We start from the raw sequence: 21,211 nt of genomic DNA, 5'->3' as shown, positions 1-21,211 counted from the left end.
GCGCCAGCAGGCGTTCGACATCCACCGCGGGGCGGGCTGGCTTGGCGACATGGCCGGGGGGGCGCGGGGGGCGGAAGGGCAGCATGGCGGCGGAACCGGGTGGCGAAGACGGGACGCGTGATTGTCACGGACGGTCACCAGCGCGTGCTGTGCGTGGTCAAGCGTTCACCTGGAACCGCTATGCTTGCGGCCTTCTTCCCGGAGAGCCGAATGACGATGTTTGCCCGAACCCTTGCCGCGCTGTCGGCCGCCACCCTGGTCGCCTGGATGCCGGCGCACGCGGGCAGCTTCACGTCTTCCGCGTCGTCGGCGGCGTCCGACTCGGTGGGCAGCGTGTCCGACTCTTTCCGCGGTTCGAGCAACTCCTCGTCCAACGACCGCCAGGCCGCCAACGGCCACTACGAGATCCAGCAGGTGCTGGCTGTGGCCGGCCAGCCGGGCCGCGTGCAGCTGGCGCTGAAGTCGCTGGACCGTGACGGCGAGACGCTGACGCTGGAGCTGCCGCAGTTGACGCTGGCGCGCGCCCAGCTCGGCTCGGGCGACGTCATCACCGCCACGCCCCGTCCCTACGGCACGCAGTTCGCGGTGGCCGCCAGCAACGAAGCGTTTTTCCTGGTCGTCGAAGATGCCTGGCTGAACGAGCTGCCCAGCCGCCCGGTCACGCTTTGACGCCTTGACGCGAGGTTCCTGGGGCGCACTGCCTGGCGCGTGCCTGATCCTGCTGGCGGGCACGGCCAGCGCCAGCTCGCTGCAGTTCTGCGACCTGCCGGCCGACCTGAACGGCGCGCAGCAGGACCGCATGTTCCGCTTCGCCGCGGTGGTGCGGCAGGTGCTGCAGCAGTCAGGCAGCAGTGCGGCCATCATCGCCCGCTCCGGCCAGAACCTCGAGCGCTTCGGCCAGCGCTATTCGCACACCGGCGTGGCCTTGGCCGACAGCGCCAACGGCCCGTGGTCGGTGCGCCAGCTGTACTACGCCTGCGACGAGAAGATGCCACGCCTGTTCGACCAGGGCGTGGCCGGCTTCATCTCCGGCACCGACAAGCCCGATGAAGGCTATGTCTCGCTGCTGCTGCCCACGCCCGAACAGGCCGAAGTGCTTGCGCGCCTGGCGCTGAGCAACGCCGAGGCCTTGCGCCTGCTGGGCGCCGACTACAGCGCCAACGCCTTCCCCTTCAGCACCCGCTACCAGAACTGCAACCAGTGGGTGGCCGAGCTGCTGGCTGCCGCCTGGGGCCCGGTCGCGCTGCAGCCCGAGCAGCCGCGCGAGCGCGCCCAGGCCTGGCTGTCCGGCCACGGCTATACGCCCACGCTGATGGACGCCAGCGCGCCCTGGCTGGCGCTGGTCAAGCCCTTCATTCCGTTTGTGCACGACGACGACCATCCGACCGAAGAAGCGGAGAGCCGCATCTACCGCGTCAGCATGCCGGCTTCCATCGAAGGCCTGGTGCGCGACAACGCGCCGCAGGTCCAGCGCGTGGAGCTGTGTCATGCCGGCACGCGCGTGGTGGTGCACCGCGGCTGGTCGCCGCTGGGCGCGGCCTGTGAGCCCGGTGAGGGCGACGAGGTGCTGGCGCTGGACTAAGCCAGGACTTTGACGGGCTTGGGTTGCGCAGTCCCGACCGTGGTTCAAATAAATGGGGTCAGAGTCAATTTATCCTTACGACCCTTGGGTGGCGCGGCCGTCATCTCCTGGATAAATTGACTCTGACCCCATTTATTTGCGCTGCGACGGTTGCGGCGCAGGATTCGGGCGACGAGGCGCGGGATTGAGGAGTGCAGTGTCAGTCATGGCGTGCACACTCAGTCATTTCGTGCCAATATGCCAGTTATGACTGACACGATTCGCCTGCCGGACGAACTGGGCCGCCTGCTCAAGGCCCGGCGCGAGGCTGCCGGCCTGAGCAAGAAGGATCTGGCCCAACGCGCTGGCAAGGTGCGCGAGGTGATCTATCGGCTGGAAGACGGCGAGGACGTCACCGTGTCTTCGCTGCTGGCCGTGCTCTCTGCGCTGGGGCTGGCGTTGCGCGTCGAGAAGGTGGGCATGCCGTCGGCCCAGGAGGTGGCGGCGCGCTTCAACGACGACGAGGACAGCAGCGATGCTGCCTGAAAAGGTCCGGGAGCTGGCGGTGGCCATCAATGGCACGGCCGCTGGCCAGTTGATCAAGCGCTCGGTTTACGAATACCGCTACCTGGATCCGCGGCCGGACCAACCCGTCGTGGCGCTGCTGATGCCCGCCAGCGAGCAAGCCACCTGGCAGGATGGCGACCTGTTCGCGGTGATGGACCAGAACCTGCCCGAGGGCGATCTGTTCATGCGGCTGCGGGCCTTGTTCCCGAAGCAGCCGATGACGCCGATGCATTTGCTGGCGCTGGTCGGTGCCAACGGCATTGGCCGCCTGGGTTACGCATTGCCCGGCGCCGAACCCACGCTGCCCGCGCCGGCCATGGACCGCGCGACGCTGCTGAAGACGGCCTACACGCCCAAGGTGTTCGACGAGCTGGTGCGCGCCTACCTCAGCACCGGCGCCGGCATTGCCGGCATGCAGCCCAAGATCATGGTGCCCGAGCGGCCCAAGGTGCCGGTACCGTCCTTGATCGTCAAGGCGGCCAGTCCTGCCTACCCAGGCCTCGCTGCCAACGAATACCTGTGTCTCAAGGCCGCGCAGCGGGCGGGCATTGCCACACCCGTTTTCGAGCTGTCGGACGATGGCCAGATGCTGGTGCTGGACCGCTTCGACCTCGTGGTCCAGCCCGACGGGCGCATCGAGCGTCTGGGTTTCGAGGACATCGCCGCATTGGCCGGGCTGCGGGTGCGTGACGTGCTGTCGGACCGCAAGTACCAGGGCAGCTACCAGCGCGTGGCCGAGCTGCTGAAGCAGTTGCAGCTGCCGCGCGATAGCTTGCACCGCTTCTTCGAGCAGGTCGCCTTCACGGTGATGGTGCGCAATGGCGACGGGCACCTGAAGAACTTCGGCGTGCTCTACCGCTCGACGCGAGAGGCCTGGCTGGCGCCGATGTTCGACGTGGTGACCACCGCCATCTACCGCTACACCCGCTACGAGGGCGGCCCCGAGCTGGAGGACCGCACGCTGGCACTGAAGCTGTTCGCAGGCCGGCACCGCGGCAAGGCCTATCCGACGACCGAAGAGCTGATCCAGTTCGGCCGCAAGGTCTGCGAGGTGAGCCAACCGGCGCAGGTGCTGCAGCGCATTGCTGCCGCAATGGCCGAGGTGCTGGCCGAAGCCCGCGGCGACACGCGGGTGCCGCCGGGGCTGCTGGGCGAGATGGCCGTCGCCTGGGAAGACGGCATGGCCTACGCGCGCTGACCCCGCTCAGCGCGGAATCTTCGCCGCTTCCACTTCCATCTGCGAGACCAGCGCGTCCAGCTGGTCCACCACGGCCTGCACCGTGGCGCGCTGGGTCAGGTCCACGCCGGCCTGCTTGAGTTCGGCCATCGGGTGGTCGCTGCCGCCCGCCTTGAGCATGTTCAGGTAGCGGGCGGTGGCAGCCTTCTTGGCCTCTTCGGTGCCGGTCGTCATGCCCTTGAACAGCTGGGCCGAGGAGGCGAAGCAGGTGGCGTACTGGTAGACGTAGTACGGCGAGTGGAAGAAGTGCGGGATGCGGGCCCAGGTCCACTGGTAGAAGTCGTCCACCGTCACGGCGTCGCCGTAGTAGGTCTTCAGCAGGCCGGCGTAGAGCTTGTTCAGCACCTCGGTGGTGACCGGCTCGCCCTTCTCGACCAACTGGTGCGCCTGCAGCTCGAAGTCGGCAAACAGCACCTGGGTGTAGAAGGTGCCGATGATGCTGTCCACGGCGTGCTGCAGCAGCAGGAAGCGCTCTTTCGGGTCGGTGGTCTTCTTCAGCAGGGTTTCGAGCAGGAAGCGCTCGTTGGTGGTGGAGGCCACCTCGGCGACGAAGATGGTGTATTCGGCGGTGCTGTAAGGCTGGGTCTCGTAGGCCAGCACGGTGTGCATCGCGTGGCCGCCCTCGTGGGCCAGCACGAAGGCCGCGTCCATGGTGTCGTTGTAGTTCAGCAGCTGGAACGGGCCCACGCCGTACACGCCGGCGCTGTAGGCACCGCTGCGCTTGCCTTCGTTTTCATAGACGTCGATGCGGCCGCCGGTCATGAACTTCTTGTAGCGCTGCACATAGTCCTCGCCCAGCGGCGCAACCGACTCCAGCACCAGGCCCAGCGCCTTCTTGTATGGATAGCTCTCGCTGCTGGCGAACAGCGGGCGCGAGCTGTCGTACAGGTGGTATTCGCCCAGGCCCATCAGCTGCTTGCGCAGCCTGGCGTAGCGCTGCAGCGGCGCGGTGCCGGCGCGGGTGGTTGCCACCAGCGTCTCGACCACGCTGCGCGGCACGTTGTTGTCGCTCAAAGCAGCGTCCAGCGTGGTGGGGAACTTGCGCGCCTGGGCGTTGAACCAGTCGCGCTGCAGGATGCCGGCGTAGATCGCGGCATAGGTGTTGGCCTGGGCGCCATAGGTGCCCACGTGGGCCGCGGCGGCCTTGGCGCGGTCGGCCTGGTTGGCGTTTTTCGACAGCAGGCCCTGGTAGTTGCCCGGGCTCAACAGCACGCTCTGGCCGTCGCTGGTGGTGATGGTCGGGAACTTGATGTCGGAAGTGCTCAGCTCGTCATAGGCGTTCATGCTGGCGCGGCCGACCGGGCCGGCCAGCGAGAGCAGCTGCTCGCCCTTGGCGTCCAGCACATGCGCCTGCTTGCGGAAGCTGTCGGTGATGCCGAAGGCGTAGGGCTTGAGCGCCGGCGTGGCGGCCAGCCAGCCCTTCACCTTGGCCTGTGGCAGCGTCAGCAGTTCCGGCTGGAACCAGGCCGAAGCCGCGTCGAACCTGGCGAACACCGCCAGCGCGCGCTGGAAGCGGCCGGCCACTTCCTGGTCCCGCCCGTCGGCATCCTTCTGCAACTGCGGGTAGGCGTACAGCTTGGTCTGCAGCTTGCCGATCTCGTCCATCGTCTGGTAGGCCTTCAGCAGCGCCGCCGGGCCCTTTTTCAAGCTGCCCTGCAGCTTGCCGAAGTCCGCCATCAAGGCTTCCATGCGCTGCATGTCGGCGTCCCATGCGGCCCAGTTGGCGTAGATGGCCGTGAAATCCCAGCGGTATTCGGCAGGAATCTCGCCACGCACCCGAGTGGCGGGCTTGTCGCCTTCGGCAGCGAGGCCGGGGAAGGCGGCGGCGGACAGGGCCAGGACGGCAGCGGTGGCGCACAGGGTGCGCAGCAGGGGGGGACGACGGGGCATGAAGTGGCGGCGTCCCTCGTGAGGACGCGCGGCTGGGAAATGAAGGCGGCAGTCTCGCCGGGCGCGGAGGCCGGCGTCAAGCAAGGGCCGCTGTGTCAGGCAGATGAGGTGAGCCGCCAAGGCGCTCCGGACTTGCCCCAGCTGTTGCGACCGGCCCACTGTCACACCGGGGCGCTCGCTCACCTTGGGCCCCGGGCGCTATCGTCGCTGCACATCTTGTTGGCGCCCAGCAGTATGGGCGGAGAGGCTCGTCGGGACCTCTTTCGGGCGGCGTTCACGCGACGCCTGCAACGTGGGTGGCTCTCTCACCTGCGGCCAGGCGCCAAGGCGCTCCGCGCCGCGAACATCAACCAAGAGGATGCTTCGATCCGTCGGAGCGTGGGAAGAAAGCACATGAAGAAAGCGATCCTTTGCCTGGCCGCGGTCCTGTCCGTGGCCTCCGCCTTTGCGGGCGGCTACCAGCCGGTGGACGTCAGCAAGCTGCCCGAAGCCAAGCAGAGCAAGCTCGGCCTCTACCTCTCCGCGCCCGAGGCCTACAAGATGAAGACCGAGGGCGGCGCGCACGTGCTGTTCATCGACATTCGCACCAAGGGCGAGTTCCAATTCCTCGGCACCCCGTTGGTCACCGACCAGAACATTCCCTACATGGAGCTGGACGACCCGGTCAGCTGGGACAAGAAGAACAACCGCTACGCGATGTCGCCCAACTCCGACTTCGTCAGCGCCGTGGCCGCGCTCGCCGCCCGCATGAACGACAGCAAGACCGACGCCGTCATCCTGATCTGCCGCTCCGGCGACCGCTCCTCCCGCGCCGCCAACCTGCTGCAGGAGGCGGGCTACACCAAGGTGTATTCGGTGGTGGACGGCTTTGAGGGCGACATGGGGCCGACTGGCCGGCGGGATGTGAACGGCTGGAAGAACGCGGATCTGCCGTGGTCGTACAAGGTCACCGAAGGGCAGGCATACACGCGCTGAGCTGCCGGTAACTCCGGCCGGCCGCCCAGGGGGCCGTGGCGCAAGCGTTGCAGCGGCTCGAAGGCATGACGCAGTCGCAGAGGCACTGCGCGAACGCCTCGATGCGAGGCAGGCGCAGCTTGGGTTCAGAGCGCGCACTGGCCGTTGCCACCGTCACGAATGTAGTAGTCGGTGGACAGGCTGCCGTTGGCCGCAGAGATGACGTTCACGCCCGCTCTGAGGAAAACCGGCGTGTGGGGTCTCTGGGCGCTCAACTGCGTCAGCGGGATGTTGTTGACCGACACGTTGAGCAGGTAGCCGCCGTTGTCGAACAAGTTCACGTACGGCTGCAGCTGGCCGGTGCCAGGATTCTGAGCACACCCTGGCGTCACGGTCGCGTACGACTTGCTGCTGGCGGCGTATTCGAGCGTGCCGTCAGCGCTGAAGGTGTTGCCCGAGGTGTCTGGCAGGCTGCACTGCCCCGGGGTCACCGCGAAGGCATACGTGTCCGCCAGCCTCTTGTTGAGTGCGACGACGACGGTGTTGTTGCCATCGGCGAGCCAGACGTCGGCAACGGGGTCGGTGGCCACCACCGTCTTGAGCCGGGTCCCGTTGAGCGCCACGGTGGCGCTCGCGCTGGCTTTGGGGTTGTAAAGGCCGGCCTGCACCATCGGCGCCGTCACGCCGGTGTCCGGGTGGGCGCTGCACTGGACCGCGCTGGAGGTGAATGTCTTGCCGCTCTTGCCGACTTGAATGGAGGCGGCGAAGGCCGATGTGGCCGTCCCGGCCGCGATGAACGCGGCCGCGGCGGTGAGCAGAAGCTGTCTGGATTGCATGTGCGATGCCTCGTGTTGAATGCCCGGGCGTCCGCAGAAGGGGACGTCATGCCGCGTTTGTAGAGGGCAAGGCTAAGTTCAAGCTGAACGGGCGGCGCCGGCTTCGTCAACGGGGCAGCCGGACCTCTACCTCCAGCCCGCCGAGCGATGCCGAGGGGCGAAACAGCAGGCTGCCACCGGCCGCATCGGCAATGTCTCGCACGATGGCCAGGCCGATGCCGTGGCCCGGCCGGGTTTCGTCGGCGCGCAGGCCGCGTGCCCCCAGCGTGTCCAGCAGGTCCGGTGCGCAACCCGGGCCGTCGTCGGCAACGACGATGCACAGCCCATCGCCCGCCTCGATCACGATGCGCACCCGCGATGCGGCCCACTTGCAGGCGTTGTCCGCGAGGTTGCCGATCACCTCGAGCAGGTCCTCGCGATCGAAGGGCAGCACCCGCTCGGGGGCCTGCCAGCGGATGTCGAGCGTCTTGCCGTGGTGGATGCGCGCCAGCATCTGCACGAGGGCCGGCAGTTCGGCGCGGGCATCGAAGCCCGGGCCTGAGCGCCGGTCGCCGGCGATGCGTGCGCGCGTCAGCTCGCGCTCGATGCGTACTCGGATGGCCTCGATCTGCTCGTGCAGCGCCTGCCGCAGATCGGGGTGCGCATCGAACAGCGGATCCTCCGTCAGCCTCAGCAGCCCGGCCAGCGGCGTTTTCACGGCGTGCGAGAGGTTGCCGATGGCGGTGCGCGATTCGTGCAGGCGTCGCTCGACGAAGCCCATGAGCCGATCAATTTCCTCCAGCAGCGGCCGGATCTCCTCGGGCGCATCCGTGGTGTCAACCGGCGCGATGCCCTTCGGCAGCCGGAGGATGGCGTCGCGCGCCTGTTCCACGGAGTGCAGCGCGCGCAGGATCTCCAGGCGCTGGATGGCCGCCGATGCCAACAGGATGGCAACCGACGCGGCGAGGAACAGCAGGCGAAACGCCAGCAGCTGCGCCTGCAGCGCGCTGAGGTCCTCGCCCACGGCCATGTCGATCACCGCATCGCCCAACTGCAGGCGGCGCACCAGCACCAGCAGCGGCTGCCCGAACGGCCCTTCCACACGCGTGACCGATTCGCTCGCGGCGGCCGGCAAGGCGAAGGGCCGCGCGTCGCCGAAGGACGGCGAAACGAGCGCCGTGCGTGCGGAGCGCAGCACGAAGTAGTGGCCGGAGCCCGGGCGCCCGTAGATCTGGCCGACCCGCGAGAAGTCCACGCTGACGCCCTGGTCCGGACGGACGGTGATCGCTGACGCCAGCGAATCGGCGTCGTGTTGCAGCCGGGTGGCCATTTCGCTCTCGTCGACATGGACGATCATCCGGTCGGCGATGAGCCACTGGCTGAGCAAACCAATGACCAGCACGATCACGACCCGGTGCAGCCGCCGGCGCAGCGAGGTCATGGCGTTCCGTCGAACACGTAGCCCTGGCCGCGTCGCGTGCGGATCAGGTCCTTGCCGATCTTGCGGCGCAGCCGGTTGATGTAGACCTCAATGACGTTGCTGTCGGGGTCCATGTCGCGCTCGTAGACGTGGTCGCCTAGCGTCGACTTGGACACCACCTGGCCGCTGTGGACCATCAGGTAGCGCAGCAACCGGAACTCCAGCGCCGTCAGCGGCTCGGTCCGCACGCCATCGACGATCGCCGCCTGGTGTTCCTGGTCGAGCTCCACGCCCTCCCGGCTCAGCCGAGGGGGATGCCCGGCACCGCCGCGCCTGAGCAGCGCCTGCAGGCGAGCAAGCAGTTCTTCGAGATGAAAAGGCTTGCCGAGGTAGTCGTCCGCCCCGGCCTTGAGTCCGGCCACGCGCTCGTGCCATTGGTCGCGCGCGGTCAGCACAATGACCGGCATGAGGTGCCCAGCGCTGCGCCAGCGCCGCAGCACCTCCAGCCCGGACAGTCGTGGCAGGCCGAGATCGAGCACCACCGCGTCGTACGTCTCGCTGGCGCCGAGGAACTCGCCGTCCACGCCGTCAGCGGCGACGTCAACGGCGAAGCCGCTGCGCTCCAGATCGCGCTTGAGCGTGTCGCGCAGCAGCGCGTCATCCTCGACCACCAGCACGCGCACGGATCCTCCTTGCGCCAGCGCGCCAATTGCGGCACACCCGCTGGCGGCAGTGGACACCCAGCGGGGCAACCAGGGCTTGCTGGCGATCAAGCATTCATCATGAGCACTCCCAGGCATGCCGCTTCACATCCGGCCCGAGGAACTCGAGAAGACGCGCGAGCGGCCGGTGCTACCTTGCCTGTCGCCACGTCCTGGTTGCCCAGTGCGAGGATATCCAGCCGCGCCAAGGTCTCCTGGGTCTCCTCGAACGAGGCGACGTCCTGCAGCACGTCCTTGGCCTCACTGTTTTGCGTGATGAGCAAGGGTTCTCGCTGCTCCGCCGGTCGCGCCAACACTTCGGCGGCATTGGCCTTGAGGTCGCCGATGGGCTTGGCCGATGGGCTTGGCTTGAGATGAGCAGCGCATGGCGGTGCTCCCTGAAATTCCGGCAGGACCAAATGGCGTCTTGATGGTTCTATTGCGAAATGCGTTGAGCGACACATTGCGCCATCGCGGCCTTCGCCTCACCAAAGGAACCGATGGGCCCTGCAACTGGATGTAAATGCATTCAGAATGCATCCAGGGGGACGAAGGGTGGACAAGAAATCGTTATCCGAACGGGACATCTGCACCAAGTTCATTGCGCCTGCCATTGCGCAGGCCGGGTGGGACATTCGGCGGCAGGTGCGCGAGGAGGTCACCTTCACCAAGGGCCGTGTCATCGTGCGTGGCAAGCTGCACACACGGGGCCAGGCCCGGCGGGCCGACTTCGTGCTGTACCACCAGGCCAACCTGCCCATCGCCGTCATCGAGGCCAAGGACAACACCCACGGCCCGGGCGAAGGCATGCAGCAGGCGCTGGACTATGCCGAGTCACTGGACGTGCCCTTCGCGTTCACCAGCAATGGCGATGGCTTTGTCTTCCATGACCGAAGCGGCACGGGCTCCCTGGTTGAAACCCACCTGTCGCTGGACCAGTTCCCCAGTCCCGCCGAACTTTGGCAACGCTTTTGCGCCTGGCGCGGGCTGGACGCCACCTCGGCGCCCAAGGCCCAGGTGCCCTACTACGACGATGGCTCCGGCCGTGCGCCGCGCTACTACCAGGTCAACGCCATCAACCGCACGGTGGAGGCGGTGGCGCGCGGGCAGGACCGCGTGCTGCTGGTGATGGCCACCGGCACCGGCAAGACCTACACCGCGTTCCAGATCATCTGGCGGCTTTGGAAGAGCCGGCAGGCCAAGCGCATCCTGTTCCTGGCCGACCGCAACATCCTGGTCGACCAGACCAAGAACAACGACTTCAAGCCCTTTGGCGCGGCGATGACCAAGATCGCCGGCCGCAAGATCGACACCAGCTACGAGATCTATCTGTCGCTTTACCAGGCCGTTACCGGTGCCGAGGAAGACAGGAACATCTACAAGCAGTTCTCGCCCGAGTTTTTCGACCTGATCGTGGTGGACGAATGCCACCGCGGCAGCGCGGCCGACGACTCAGCCTGGCGCGACATCCTGAGCTACTTCAGCAGTGCGACCCAGGTGGGCCTGACCGCCACGCCCAAGGAAACCAAGGATGTTTCCAGCACCTTCTACTTTGGCGAGCCGGTCTACACCTACAGCCTGCGCCAGGGCATTGAAGACGGCTTCCTGGCGCCGTACAAGGTCGTGCGCATCGATTTCGACCGTGACCTGCAGGGCTGGCGCCCGCCCAAGGGCATGCTGGACAAGCACGGCCAGCCGATTGAAGATCGCATCTACAACCTCAAGGACATGGACCGTGGGCTGGTGCTGGAGATGCGCACCCAGGCCGTGGCGACGAAGGTGACCGAGTTCCTGAAAGCCTCGGACCCATTCCAGAAGACCATCGTCTTCTGCGACGACATCGACCACGCCGAGCGCATGCGCCAGGCGCTGGTGAACCTGAACCCCGAGCGGGTGCGCGAGAGCCGCAAGTACGTGATGCGCATCACCGGTGACGACCCCGAAGGCAAGGCCGAGCTGGACAACTTCATCGACCCCGAGAGCCGCTACCCCGTCATCGCCACCACCAGCAAGCTGATGACCACCGGCGTGGACGCGCAGACCTGCAAGCTGATCGTGCTGGACCAGCACATCCGGTCCATGACCGAGTTCAAGCAGATCATCGGCCGCGGCACCCGCATCAACGAGGACTACGGCAAGTTCTGGTTCACGATCATGGACTTCAAGAAGGCCACCGAGCTGTTTGCCGACCCCGCCTTTGACGGTGACCCGGTGCAGATCTACGAGCCCAAGGCAGACGAAACACCGGTGCCGCCCGATGAGTTGACCGGTGGCCCTGGCGGTGAAGGCGTGCCAGGCGGGCCGGGGGACGGCGACAGCAGCGGCGATGGCGAAACGGGCGGTGACGGCGGTGGTGGTGAAGGCCGCAAGCGCTACGTCATCGGCGGCGATGTGAACGTGCACATCGTGGCTGAGCGGGTGCAGTACTACGGTGCAGACGGCAAGCTCATCACCGAATCGCTGCGCGACTACACCCGCGGCTGCGTGAACAAGCAGTTCGCCACCATGGATGCCTTCCTGCGCCGCTGGAACAGCGCCGAGCAGAAGAAGGCGGTGATCGACGAGCTGGCCGCGCAAGGCGTGCTGTGGGAGGCACTGCAGGAAGAGGTGGAGGCCAAGCTTGGCAAGCCGCTGGACGCCTTCGACCTGATCTGCCACGTTGCCTTTGACCAGCCGCCGCTGTCCCGCCGCGAGCGCGCCGAGAACGTCAAGAAGCGCAACTACTTCGCCAAGTACCAGGGCGCGGCGCGCCAGGTGCTGGAAGCCCTGCTCGACAAATATGCCGACACCGGCATCGAGCCCATCGAAGACCTGAAAATCCTGCGTTTGCCGCCGTTCAGCCAGATGGGCGCGCCGATGGAGCTGGTGCAGGCCTTTGGCAGCAAGGCCGGCTACACGCAGGCCGTCGCCGAGCTGGAAGCGCAGCTGTACGAGCTGCGCAAAGCCTGAAGCGTTCCGCTGGTTAGCATGGCGCCGCCACGCTGCGGCGCGGCACGGGCATTGCCGCCCGCTTCTTGAAATCCGACCCCGATCCCCACCCCGATCCCATGTCCATCAGCAGTTCGATCAAATCCATCCAAGACATCATGCGCAAGGACGTGGGCGTCGACGGTGACGCCCAGCGCATTGGCCAGCTCGTCTGGATGCTGTTCCTGAAAATCCTGGATGACCGGGAGCAGGAATGGGAGCTGATGAGCGACAGCTACAGCTCGCCCTTGCCCGAGGCCTACCGCTGGCGCAACTGGGCCGCCAACCCTGAAGGCATGACCGGCGAGGAGCTGAAGAGCTTCATCGACAACGAGCTGTTCCCCGGTCTGCAGAACCTGACTGACCCGGTGAAAGGCCACAGCCAGACGCCGGTGGCGTATGTGGTGCGCAACGTCTTCGAGGACGCCTACAACTACATGAAGAGCGGGCAGCTGATCCGCCAGGTGCTCAACAAGATCCAGGAGGCGGTGGACTTCAACAAGGCCCAGGAGCGCCACGCCTTCGGCGACATGTACGAGCAGCTGCTGCGCGACCTGCAGACGGCCGGCAATGCCGGCGAGTTCTACACGCCGCGGCCAGTCACCGAGTTCATGGTGCGCATGGTGGATCCGAAGCTGGGCGAGAAGGTGATGGACCCGGCCTGCGGCACCGGCGGCTTCCTCACCTGCACGATCGAGCACAAGCGCAGCCGCTACGTGAAGACGCCCGAGGACGAACGCGTGCTGCAGGCCAGCATCAGCGGCGTGGAGAAAAAGCCGCTGCCGCACTTGCTGGCCACCACCAACATGATCCTGCACGGCATCGAGGTGCCCAGCAACATCCGGCATGACAACACACTGGCCAAGCCGCTGATCAGCTGGGGCCCGAAAGACCGGGTGGACTGCATCGTGGCCAACCCGCCGTTTGGCGGCATGGAAGAAGACGGCATTGAAACCAACTTCCCGGCCACCTGGCGCACGCGCGAAACGGCGGATCTGTTCCTGGTGCTGATCATGCATTTGCTCAAGGACGGCGGGCGCGCGGCCGTGGTGCTGCCTGATGGTTTCCTGTTCGGCGAAGGCATCAAGAGCCGCATCAAGGAAAAGCTGCTGACCGAGTGCGACCTGCACACCATCGTGCGGCTGCCCAACGGCGTGTTCAACCCGTACACCGGCATCAAGACCAACCTGCTGTTCTTCACCAAGGGCCGGCCCACCAAGGACGTGTGGTTCTACGAACATCCTTACCCGCCAGGCGTGAAGAACTACAGCAAGACGCGGCCAATGCGCGTGGAAGAGTTCGCCGCCGAGGAAGCCTGGTGGGGCAGCGAGGCCGACGGCTTTGCCGCGCGGCAGGGCAATGAACTCGCCTGGAAAGTAAGCGCGGCCGACATCACCGCCCGCGGCTGGAACCTGGACATCAAGAACCCGCACCAGGGCGAGCAGGTGAACCACGACCCCGAAGTGCTGTTGGCGGAATATGCGCAGATGCAGGCGGAGATTGCAGGGCTGCGGGAGCAGTTGAAGTCGGTGCTGGCTGAGGCGCTGGAGCGCGGCGAATGACGGCATTGGCGAGCGACAACCTGCAGCTGTTGGCTGACGCACCAGGCGGAGTGGGCGCGCTCCGGCGCCTCATTCTTGACTTGGCAGTCAGTGGGAGGTTGGTAGCCCAGGATCCTGCGGACGATTCGGTCGAGGTACTGATCTCCCAAGTGGTATCGCGCAAGGCGAGCGTTGGTGGATCACGCAAAGAAAAGTTGAAGGCACGAGCAGCCGTCGCGCCCTCAAAGAACACGCTTCCCCCCGGCTGGGTTCAGATGAGGCTGGGTGATCTGACGACCAAGCTGGGAGCAGGCAGCACACCTCTTGGCGGGAAGCAGGTCTACGTCGCGGAGGGTGTGATGTTCTTACGTTCTCAGAACGTATGGAATGACGGGCTGCGACTTGGCGACGTAGCGCGCATTCCCACTTCGATTCACCGCGAGATGGCCGGCACCCATGTGTTCAGTGGCGACCTGCTTTTCAACATCACAGGTGCGTCGATTGGCCGGTGTGCTGCTGTTCCGAGCCACTTCGACGGAGGCAACGTCAGTCAGCACGTTGTGATCGTTCGGCCGGCGCTGCTTGAATTGCAGGCCTATCTGCACAAGGTGCTCATCTCCGATCTGGTTCAAGACGCGGTGATGGCCGAACAGGTGGGTGTTTCGCGCGAGGGGCTAAGCGTCGCAAAGCTCTCTGAGTTCGCGATTCCGCTGCCGCCGCTCGGCGAACAACACCGCATCGTCGCCAAGGTCGATGAACTGATGGCCCTGTGCGACCGGCTGGATTCGCGGCAGCAAGACGCCGAGGCCGCGCACGCCCGGCTGGTGCAGGTGCTGCTGGACAGTCTGACCCAGGCTCGGGATGCGGATGAGTTTCAGGCTTGTTGGCGGAGGTTGGCGGGGCAGTTTCCATTGCTGTTCACGACTGAGACGAGCGTCGAGTCGTTACGGCGCACGAGCATTCAGCTCGCGGTTCGTGGACTACTTTGCGAAACCGGCCCCAGTGATGCCCACGCCACAGCGTTGATCAATTCAATTGCAGCATCACGTGCGCAGGCTTGGCGCGCCGGACTGGCGCCAAAGCCGAAGCCCTTTTCGCAGGTCGATGGGGAGGAAATGCCGCATCGCCTTCCTTTGGGGTGGTCCTGGGTTCGCCTTGGCCAGCTGGGCGTTGCCTCAACAGGCAGTACGCCGGTGACCACCCAAACCGATGCTTTTGACGGGCCGACGCCTTTCATCGGGCCGGGCCAAATCACCCCGGGCGGTGTGATCTCATCCGGAGAGAAGTCGCTGTCCGACACAGGGCTCGCCTCTTCTACTGTCGCTCGACCGGGGGATTTGCTTATGGTCTGCATCGGCGGGTCAATCGGTAAGTGCGCCATTGCTGATCGGGTGCTCGCGTTCAATCAGCAGATCAACTCTCTGTCGGTCTTCGAGGCAAGCCCACATTTCGTGTTTCTTGTCATGTGTTCCCCCGAGTTCCAGCAGGCCGTCCTGGGTGCGGCGACCGGATCGGCGACTCCGATCATCAACAGATCGAAATGGGAAGACATTCCGGTGCCTCTACCGCCGTTGGCAACCCAGCACCGCATCGTCGCCAAGGTCACCGAACTCCTCGCCCTCTGCGATCAGCTCAAAGCCAGCATCGCTGCCGCCCGCGCCAAGCACGTGCAGTTAGCCGAGGCGCTGGTGGCGCAGGCTGTGGCGGGTTGATCGCCTGACGAACCGATGAACGCGCAGCGCGTCTACATCAGCGACACCAACATCTGGATCGACTTCGGTCATGACGGATGGCTGGATGCGCTGTTTGCCGCTGCCCTTCACTTTCGTCAGCACCGATTTTGTGGTCCATGCGCTGAGTCACCCGTGCCGGCTGGCTTGAGTCTCGCTGCTACGGGCTTGCCGCCGGCCGCTGCATCGTCCGCAGCCGCACCGCCAAGGTTGGCAGATGGGCCGAAACCACGTCCCAGACCAGCCGGTTGTCCACGGAGGCGTAGCCGTGGATCAAGACGTTGCGCAGGCCAATTGCTGCCGCAAGTTCGGGCAGTTGTTCAGCAGTTGCCGGTTCCAGCTTTCGCAAGTGGTTCAAGGCCTCGCCGACGATTTCAAGCTGGCGCTCGACGGCGGAACGAAGCAATTCGTCCTGCACATAGCTTTCGAAGTCACGCCCGTTGGCGAAGCGCATGGCGCGTTCGGCCGCCTGGAGCGCATCCCACAAGTACGTGCGGGCGTCACTCGCCATACAGCGGCAGTCGCTCCGAATCGACCTGCTGGCGCAGGTAAGGATTGGCGATGGACCCGTTGGTGAGCAGGTCCACCGGTCGGGCGAACAGAATTTCCAGATCCTGTTTCAGACCGAAAAAGGACGCCGCATAGCCGCCGGGCGGAAAGTCGTCAGGCCACTCGACGAGGAAATCCAGGTCGCTGCGTTCGGGCTGGAAGTCCGCTCGCGTGGCAGAGCCGAACAGTTCCAGCTTGCGAGCGCGATGACGTTCGCAAAGCGCGGCGACTTCGCCGCGGCGTTCCTGAATGAAGCGTGGGATACCCATGCCAGGATTCAAGCCGCAGCGGCGGCTGCCGTCAAGCGTCGATGTTCGCCGCCCTCAGCGCATTCGTCTCAATGAAATCCCGCCGCGGTTCGACTTCGTCGCCCATCAGCATCGTGAACACCTTGTCGGCTTCGATGGCGTCTTCGATCTGGACGCGCAGCAGGCGGCGGACGGTGGGGTCCATCGTGGTTTCCCAGAGCTGGCTGGGGTTCATTTCGCCCAGGCCTTTGTAGCGCTGGCGGCCGACCGAGCTTTCGGCCTGCGTCATCAGCCAGGCCATGGCCTGGCGGAAGTCGCCGGCCTTGGTTTCCTTCTGGCGTTCGCCTTCGCCGCGCTTGACCAGCGCTTCGGCGGTGAGCAGGCCCTTGAAGGTACGGCCTGCGGTGGCCAGGGCTTCGTAGTCGGCGCCGTGCACGAAGTCCGGGCTGATGATGCTGGACTTGATGTTGCCGTGGTGGCGGCGGCTGATGCGCAGCAGGTGCTTGTCGCTGCGTTCGTCGAAGACGGCTTCGACTTCGGCGTCGTGCAGCGCGGCCTTGAGCGCCATCGCGCTGGTCTCGGCGGATTCGAGGTTGTCCAGGTCCAGCACCAGGCCGTCGGAGATGGCGCGCAGCGCTTCGACGTCCATCCAGGCGGACAGGCGGTTGATCACGTTGGTGGCGGTGACGTACTGGTTGGCGAGGTCGTTCAGCTGCTCGCCGTTGATAGGGGGCTGGCCGTTGGCGGGGTCGACCGCGGCGCCGTCCAGCGCGACCTTCAGCAGGTAGGCGTCCAGCTCGTGGGCGTCCTTCAGGTACTGCTCGTGCTTGCCTTGCTTGACCTTGTAGAGCGGCGGCTGGGCGATGTAGATGTGGCCGCGCTCGACCAGCTCGGGCATCTGGCGGTAGAAGAAGGTCAGCAGCAGGGTGCGGATGTGGGCGCCGTCCACGTCTGCGTCGGTCATGATGATGATGCGGTGGTAGCGCAGCTTGTCGGGGTTGAAGTCGTCCCCGCCCATGCCCTTGCCGATGCCGGTGCCGAGTGCGGTGATCAGCGTCAGGATTTCCTGGCTGGACAGCAGCTTCTCGTAGCGGGCCTTCTCGACGTTCAGGATCTTGCCGCGCAGCGGCAGGATGGCCTGGAACTTCCGGTCGCGGCCCTGCTTGGCGGAACCGCCGGCGGAGTCGCCCTCGACGATGTAGATCTCGCACATCGCCGGGTCTTTTTCCTGGCAGTCGGCCAGCTTGCCGGGCAGGCCCATGCCGTCGAGCACGCCCTTGCGGCGCGTCATTTCGCGGGCCTTGCGGGCGGCTTCGCGGGCGCGCGCGGCGTCGACAATCTTGCCGCAGATGGTCTTGGCGTCGTTCGGGTTCTCGAGCAGCCAGTCGGTGAGCAGGCGGCTGACGATGTCTTCCACCGGCGCGCGCACTTCGGACGAGACCAGCTTGTCCTTGGTCTGGCTGGAGAACTTGGGCTCGGGTACCTTGACCGAGACCACGCAGGCCAGGCCTTCGCGCATGTCGTCCCCACTCACCTCGACCTTGGCCTTCTTGGCCAGTTCGTTGTCGACGATGTACTTGTTCAGCACGCGCGTCATCGCGGCGCGCAGGCCGGTCAGGTGGGTGCCGCCGTCGCGCTGCGGGATGTTGTTGGTGAAGCAGAGCACGTTCTCGCTGAACGAGTCGTTCCACTGCATGGCCACTTCCACGCCGACGTTGGTGCCCTGGTCGCTGGTCTTGTCGCCGATGGCGTGGAAGATGTTCGGGTGCAGGGTCTTCTTGCCCTTGTTGACGAACTCGACAAAGCCCTTGACGCCGCCGGCGTAGGCGAAGTTGTCTTCCTTGTTGTTGCGCTCGTCGACCAGGCGGATCTTCACGCCGTTGTTCAGGAACGAGAGCTCGCGCAGGCGCTTGGCCAGGATCTCGTAGTGGAACTCGTTGTTCTGCTGGAAGATCTCGGTGTCCGGCAGAAAGTGCACCTCGGTGCCGCGCTTCTCGGTCTCGCCGGTGATGCGCATCGGGCTGGTCGCCATGCCATCGCGCATCTCGATCAGTGGATCCTGCGGCACGCCCTGCTTGAACTCGATGAAGTGCATCTTGCCGTCACGGCGCACGGTCAGGCGCAGCCACTTGGACAGGCCGTTGACGCAGGACACCCCAACGCCGTGCAGGCCGCCGGAGACCTTGTACGAGTTCTGGTTGAACTTGCCGCCGGCGTGCAGCTCGGTCAGCGCAATCTCGGCGGCCGAGCGCTTGGGCTCGTGCTTGTCGTCCATCTTGACGCCGGTCGGGATGCCGCGGCCGTTGTCGACCACGGAGATCGAGTTGTCGGTGTGGATGGTGACGACGATGTCGTCGCAGTAGCCGGCCAGCGCTTCGTCGATGGAGTTGTCCACCACCTCGAACACCAGGTGGTGCAGGCCGGTGCCGTCGGAGGTGTCGCCGATGTACATGCCGGGGCGCTTGCGCACGGCTTCCAGGCCTTCGAGGATCTGGATCGAATCGGAGCCATAGCCACCCGAATCCATCGCGCCGGTGGCCATGGCCTGGCCTTCGGCCGACGGCACGATGCCCTGCCTCACGCCGTCGTCGGCGGGCTTGTCCTGGGGGGCTTTTTTCGGGTCGCTCATGGCATTTTTCTCTACGCGGAGGGCTGCCAGGCTAGGTGCCTGCGACCCCCTCAGAAACAGGTTGCGGGCCGAAGGGCCCGCGGGTGTCGAATCGGTTCGGCGCCGTGCGGCGGCCTCAGATCCTCATCGGCATCACGACGTACTTGAAGCCTTCCTGCTCAGGCACGGTGATCAGTGCTGCGGAGCTGCCGTCATGCATCTCCAGCCGCACCATTTCCTGGCCCATGTTGGACAGCGCGTCCATCAGGTAGGTGACGTTGAAGCCGACCTCGATGGTCGGGCCGTCGTAGTCGATCTCCAGCTCTTCCTTGGCCTCTTCCTGCTCGGCATTGCTGGAGGCGATCTTCAGCGCACCGGGCTCGATGTTCAGGCGCACGCCCTTGAACTTCTCGCTGGTCAGGATGGCGGCGCGCTGCAGGCTGGACAACAGCGGCTGGCGACCCAGCGTGATGATGTTCTTGTGGTTCTTCGGGATCACGCGGTTGTAGTCCGGGTACTTGCCCTCGACCAGCTTGGTGACGAACTCCATGCCCGAGAACGAGAACTTGGCCTGGTTGCCGGCAAAGCGCATCTCGATGGCGGCGTCACTGTCCTTGTCGTCCTTCAGCAGGCGCATCAGCTCCAGCACCGTCTTGCGCGGCAGGATGACCTCCTGCTTGGGCAGGTCGACTTCCAGCTGCGCGGCGGCCAGCGCCAGGCGGCTGCCGTCGGTGGCCACCAGGGTCAAGGCCTTGCCTTCGGCAACGAACAGGATGCCGTTCAGGTAGTAGCGGATGTCATGCACCGCCATCGCGAAGTGCACCTGGTCGATCAGGCCCTTGAGCACCTTCTGCGGCACGCTGAAAGCCGGGCCGAAGTCGGCTGCCTCGTTGACCAGCGGGAAGTCCTCGGCCGGCAGGCTTTGCAGCGTGAAGCGGCTCTTGCCACCCTGCAGCGTCAGCTTGCTGCCGCTGGCGCTCAGCGAGACGATTTGGTCGCCCGGCATGGAGCGCAGGATGTCGATCAGCTTGCGCGCGCCGACGGTGGTGCTGAAATTGCCAGCGTCGCCACCCAGCGTGGCCGTGGTGCGGACCTGGATTTCCAGGTCGCTGGTGGTCAGCTCGATCTGATCCCCGGTCTTGCGCACCAGCACGTTGGCCAGGATGGGCAAGGTATGCCGCCGCTCGACGATGCCGGCCACCGCCTGCAATGCGCCCAGCAGTTGTTGTTGTGCGGCTTTCAGAACAATCATTGGATCCCCGTGTGAACGCGCTGACCGCGCATTTTCGCTTGTTTTTTCAACGATTTAGCCGGACAGCTACTGAGACGCTTCATAACACCGACACACAGGCCCCATGAGGCCGGCGCCGGGCCGTCCCAAGGCGGCCGAGCAACCCGCCCGGCGGGTGGGCTTGCGTGTTTCGCAAGACCGGGTGCCTCATTCATCCCTTGAGGGTTTGCTCCAGCACGTGCAGCTGCTGGTTCAATTCGGTGTTCTTCTGGCGTTCGCCGCCGATCTTGCGCACCGCGTGCAGCACGGTGGTGTGGTCGCGGCCGCCGAAGAGCTCGCCAATCTCGGGCAGGCTCTTCTGGGTCAGTTCCTTGGCCAGGTACATCGCGATCTGGCGTGGCCGCGCAATGCTGGCCGGGCGCTTCTTCGAGTACATGTCGGCGATCTTGATCTTGTAGAAGTCAGCAACCGTCTTCTGGATGTTCTCCACCGAGATCTGCCGGTTCTGGATCGACAGCAGGTCCTTCAGCGCCTCCCGTGCCAGGTGGATGGTGATGTCCTTGTGTGAGAACTTGGCATAGGCCAGCACCTTGCGCAGCGCGCCTTCGAGCTCGCGCACGTTGGCCCGCACGTTCTTGGCGACGAAAAACGCCACGTCTTCCGGCATCGGCGCGCCCTCCTGGCGCGACTTGGCCAGGAGAATCGCCACGCGCATTTCCAGCTCCGGCGGCTCGATGGCCACGGTCAGCCCGGAGTCGAAGCGGCTGGTCAGGCGCTCGTCGATGTCCACCAGTCCCTTGGGATAGGTGTCGCTGGTCATGATGATGTGTGCGCGCTTGGCCAGCAGCGCCTCGAAGGCGTTGAAGAACTCCTCCTGGGTGCGCTCCTTGCCGGCAAAGAACTGCACATCGTCGATCAGCAGCAGGTCCAGCTGGTGGTACTTGGCCTTCAGGTCGTCGAAGGTCTTGCGCTGGTAGTTCTTCACCACGTCGGAGATGAACTGCTCGGCGTGCAGGTACAAAACGCGCGCATTCGGGTTGTCGCGCAGCAACGCGTTGCCCACCGAGTGCACCAGGTGGGTCTTGCCCAGGCCCACGCCACCGTAGATGAACAACGGGTTGTACATCGCGCCCGGCGCGCCGGCCACGTGCAATGCCGCAGTGCGGGCCATCTGGTTGGCCCGGCCGGCGAC

At 65.5% G+C, this 21,211-nt stretch carries 18 protein-coding genes; 8 read left to right on the top strand and 10 right to left on the bottom strand.

All coding sequences use genetic code 11. From position 1 onward, the window contains the following. The first annotated feature begins 210 nt into the window (after nucleotides 1-210). The 4 genes from FKP22_RS03590 (at nucleotide 211) to FKP22_RS03575 (ending at nucleotide 3,326) form a co-directional block, all read left to right on the top strand. Complete coding sequence (locus FKP22_RS03590; RefSeq protein ID WP_141285241.1) at nucleotides 211-669, top strand: hypothetical protein; 459 nt, start codon at nucleotides 211-213, stop codon at nucleotides 667-669. A gap of 4 nt (nucleotides 670-673) precedes the next feature. After that, nucleotides 674-1,582, top strand: coding sequence for a DUF2145 domain-containing protein (locus FKP22_RS03585; RefSeq protein WP_141285239.1), 909 nt, complete (start codon nucleotides 674-676; stop codon nucleotides 1,580-1,582). Between the two features lie 246 nt (nucleotides 1,583-1,828). Next, nucleotides 1,829-2,107 carry a helix-turn-helix domain-containing protein gene (locus FKP22_RS03580; RefSeq protein WP_141285237.1) on the top strand — a complete coding sequence of 93 codons (279 nt, stop codon included), beginning with the start codon at nucleotides 1,829-1,831 and terminating at the stop codon, nucleotides 2,105-2,107. After that, nucleotides 2,097-3,326 carry a type II toxin-antitoxin system HipA family toxin gene (locus tag FKP22_RS03575; protein WP_141285235.1) on the top strand — a complete coding sequence of 410 codons (1,230 nt, stop codon included), beginning with the start codon at nucleotides 2,097-2,099 and terminating at the stop codon, nucleotides 3,324-3,326. The genes FKP22_RS03580 and FKP22_RS03575 overlap by 11 nt, the downstream gene beginning before the upstream one ends. A gap of 6 nt (nucleotides 3,327-3,332) precedes the next feature. On the opposite strand, the gene pepF is transcribed toward FKP22_RS03575, so the two are convergent. Beyond that, nucleotides 3,333-5,255, bottom strand: a complete 1,923-nt coding sequence (gene pepF / locus FKP22_RS03570) for an oligoendopeptidase F (protein WP_141285233.1) — start codon at nucleotides 5,253-5,255, stop codon at nucleotides 3,333-3,335. 393 nt (nucleotides 5,256-5,648) lie between these two features. Between pepF and FKP22_RS03565 the strand changes: the two genes are divergently transcribed. Next, nucleotides 5,649-6,230 (top strand): rhodanese-like domain-containing protein, encoded by a 582-nt coding sequence (locus tag FKP22_RS03565; RefSeq protein WP_141285231.1) that lies wholly within the window; start codon nucleotides 5,649-5,651, stop codon nucleotides 6,228-6,230. 125 nt (nucleotides 6,231-6,355) lie between these two features. Here FKP22_RS03565 and FKP22_RS03560 read toward each other — a convergent pair whose 3' ends face one another. The 4 genes from FKP22_RS03560 to FKP22_RS03545 form a co-directional block, all read right to left on the bottom strand. Continuing rightward, a complete protein-coding gene (locus FKP22_RS03560; RefSeq protein WP_141285229.1) occupies nucleotides 6,356-7,045 on the bottom strand; it encodes a hypothetical protein in 690 nt (229 codons plus the stop codon). A gap of 106 nt (nucleotides 7,046-7,151) precedes the next feature. Beyond that, entirely contained in the window at nucleotides 7,152-8,465 is a 1,314-nt protein-coding gene (locus tag FKP22_RS03555) for a sensor histidine kinase (protein ID WP_141285227.1), read from the bottom strand. Further along, nucleotides 8,462-9,127: a response regulator transcription factor gene (locus FKP22_RS03550; RefSeq protein ID WP_141285247.1), complete on the bottom strand. Its 666-nt coding sequence runs from the start codon at nucleotides 9,125-9,127 to the stop codon at nucleotides 8,462-8,464. Before FKP22_RS03550 ends, FKP22_RS03555 begins: the two co-directional genes overlap by 4 nt. Before the next feature lie 86 nt (nucleotides 9,128-9,213). Further along, nucleotides 9,214-9,564, bottom strand: a complete 351-nt coding sequence (locus FKP22_RS03545) for a type II toxin-antitoxin system prevent-host-death family antitoxin (RefSeq protein WP_375140555.1) — start codon at nucleotides 9,562-9,564, stop codon at nucleotides 9,214-9,216. Nucleotides 9,565-9,700: 136 nt separating this feature from the next. On the opposite strand from FKP22_RS03545, the gene hsdR reads away from it, so the two are divergent. From hsdR to FKP22_RS03530, 3 genes are all read left to right on the top strand, one after another. Further along, nucleotides 9,701-12,094, top strand: a complete 2,394-nt coding sequence (hsdR, locus tag FKP22_RS03540) for an EcoAI/FtnUII family type I restriction enzme subunit R (RefSeq protein ID WP_141285223.1) — start codon at nucleotides 9,701-9,703, stop codon at nucleotides 12,092-12,094. A gap of 98 nt (nucleotides 12,095-12,192) precedes the next feature. Next, entirely contained in the window at nucleotides 12,193-13,674 is a 1,482-nt protein-coding gene (locus FKP22_RS03535) for a type I restriction-modification system subunit M (RefSeq protein ID WP_141285221.1), read from the top strand. Then, the gene (locus FKP22_RS03530) at nucleotides 13,671-15,365 is read left to right on the top strand and encodes a restriction endonuclease subunit S (protein WP_141285219.1); all 1,695 of its coding nucleotides are present in this window, start codon (nucleotides 13,671-13,673) and stop codon (nucleotides 15,363-15,365) included. Before FKP22_RS03535 ends, FKP22_RS03530 begins: the two co-directional genes overlap by 4 nt. Before the next feature lie 178 nt (nucleotides 15,366-15,543). On the opposite strand, the gene FKP22_RS03525 is transcribed toward FKP22_RS03530, so the two are convergent. The 5 genes from FKP22_RS03525 to dnaA all read right to left on the bottom strand — a co-directional run. Then, entirely contained in the window at nucleotides 15,544-15,894 is a 351-nt protein-coding gene (locus FKP22_RS03525) for a HepT-like ribonuclease domain-containing protein (RefSeq protein WP_141285217.1), read from the bottom strand. Further along, nucleotides 15,884-16,201, bottom strand: a complete 318-nt coding sequence (locus FKP22_RS03520) for a nucleotidyltransferase family protein (RefSeq protein WP_211361292.1) — start codon at nucleotides 16,199-16,201, stop codon at nucleotides 15,884-15,886. Before FKP22_RS03520 ends, FKP22_RS03525 begins: the two co-directional genes overlap by 11 nt. Nucleotides 16,202-16,232: 31 nt before the next feature. Further along, a complete protein-coding gene (gene gyrB / locus FKP22_RS03515; protein WP_141285243.1) occupies nucleotides 16,233-18,722 on the bottom strand; it encodes a DNA topoisomerase (ATP-hydrolyzing) subunit B in 2,490 nt (829 codons plus the stop codon). 202 nt (nucleotides 18,723-18,924) lie between these two features. Then, complete coding sequence (gene dnaN, locus FKP22_RS03510) at nucleotides 18,925-20,040, bottom strand: DNA polymerase III subunit beta (RefSeq protein WP_141285215.1); 1,116 nt, start codon at nucleotides 20,038-20,040, stop codon at nucleotides 18,925-18,927. Nucleotides 20,041-20,230: 190 nt separating this feature from the next. Beyond that, a partial coding sequence (gene dnaA, locus FKP22_RS03505) for a chromosomal replication initiator protein DnaA (protein WP_141285213.1) occupies nucleotides 20,231-21,211 on the bottom strand: 981 nt, incomplete at its 5' end.

The sequence above is a fragment of the Ideonella azotifigens genome, assembly GCF_006519715.1.
Taxonomy (GTDB): Bacteria; Pseudomonadota; Gammaproteobacteria; order Burkholderiales; family Burkholderiaceae_C; genus Ideonella; species Ideonella azotifigens.
This window is presented reverse-complemented; position numbering and strand designations above follow the sequence as displayed.

Bases quoted from the DNA above. Each gene is read 5' to 3' on its own strand.
- FKP22_RS03590 (WP_141285241.1), top strand. From the start codon at position 211: ATGACGATGTTTGCCCGAACCCTTGCCGCGCTGTCGGCCGCCACCCTG.
- FKP22_RS03580 (WP_141285237.1), top strand. From the start codon at position 1,829: ATGACTGACACGATTCGCCTGCCGGACGAACTGGGCCGCCTGCTCAAG.
- FKP22_RS03575 (WP_141285235.1), top strand. From the start codon at position 2,097: ATGCTGCCTGAAAAGGTCCGGGAGCTGGCGGTGGCCATCAATGGCACG.
- pepF (WP_141285233.1), bottom strand. From the start codon at position 5,255: ATGCCCCGTCGTCCCCCCCTGCTGCGCACCCTGTGCGCCACCGCTGCC.
- FKP22_RS03565 (WP_141285231.1), top strand. From the start codon at position 5,649: ATGAAGAAAGCGATCCTTTGCCTGGCCGCGGTCCTGTCCGTGGCCTCC.
- FKP22_RS03560 (WP_141285229.1), bottom strand. From the start codon at position 7,045: ATGCAATCCAGACAGCTTCTGCTCACCGCCGCGGCCGCGTTCATCGCG.
- FKP22_RS03555 (WP_141285227.1), bottom strand. From the start codon at position 8,465: ATGACCTCGCTGCGCCGGCGGCTGCACCGGGTCGTGATCGTGCTGGTC.
- FKP22_RS03535 (WP_141285221.1), top strand. From the start codon at position 12,193: ATGTCCATCAGCAGTTCGATCAAATCCATCCAAGACATCATGCGCAAG.
- FKP22_RS03530 (WP_141285219.1), top strand. From the start codon at position 13,671: ATGACGGCATTGGCGAGCGACAACCTGCAGCTGTTGGCTGACGCACCA.
- FKP22_RS03525 (WP_141285217.1), bottom strand. From the start codon at position 15,894: ATGGCGAGTGACGCCCGCACGTACTTGTGGGATGCGCTCCAGGCGGCC.
- FKP22_RS03520 (WP_211361292.1), bottom strand. From the start codon at position 16,201: ATGGGTATCCCACGCTTCATTCAGGAACGCCGCGGCGAAGTCGCCGCG.
- gyrB (WP_141285243.1), bottom strand. From the start codon at position 18,722: ATGGCCACCGGCGCGATGGATTCGGGTGGCTATGGCTCCGATTCGATC.
- dnaN (WP_141285215.1), bottom strand. From the start codon at position 20,040: ATGATTGTTCTGAAAGCCGCACAACAACAACTGCTGGGCGCATTGCAG.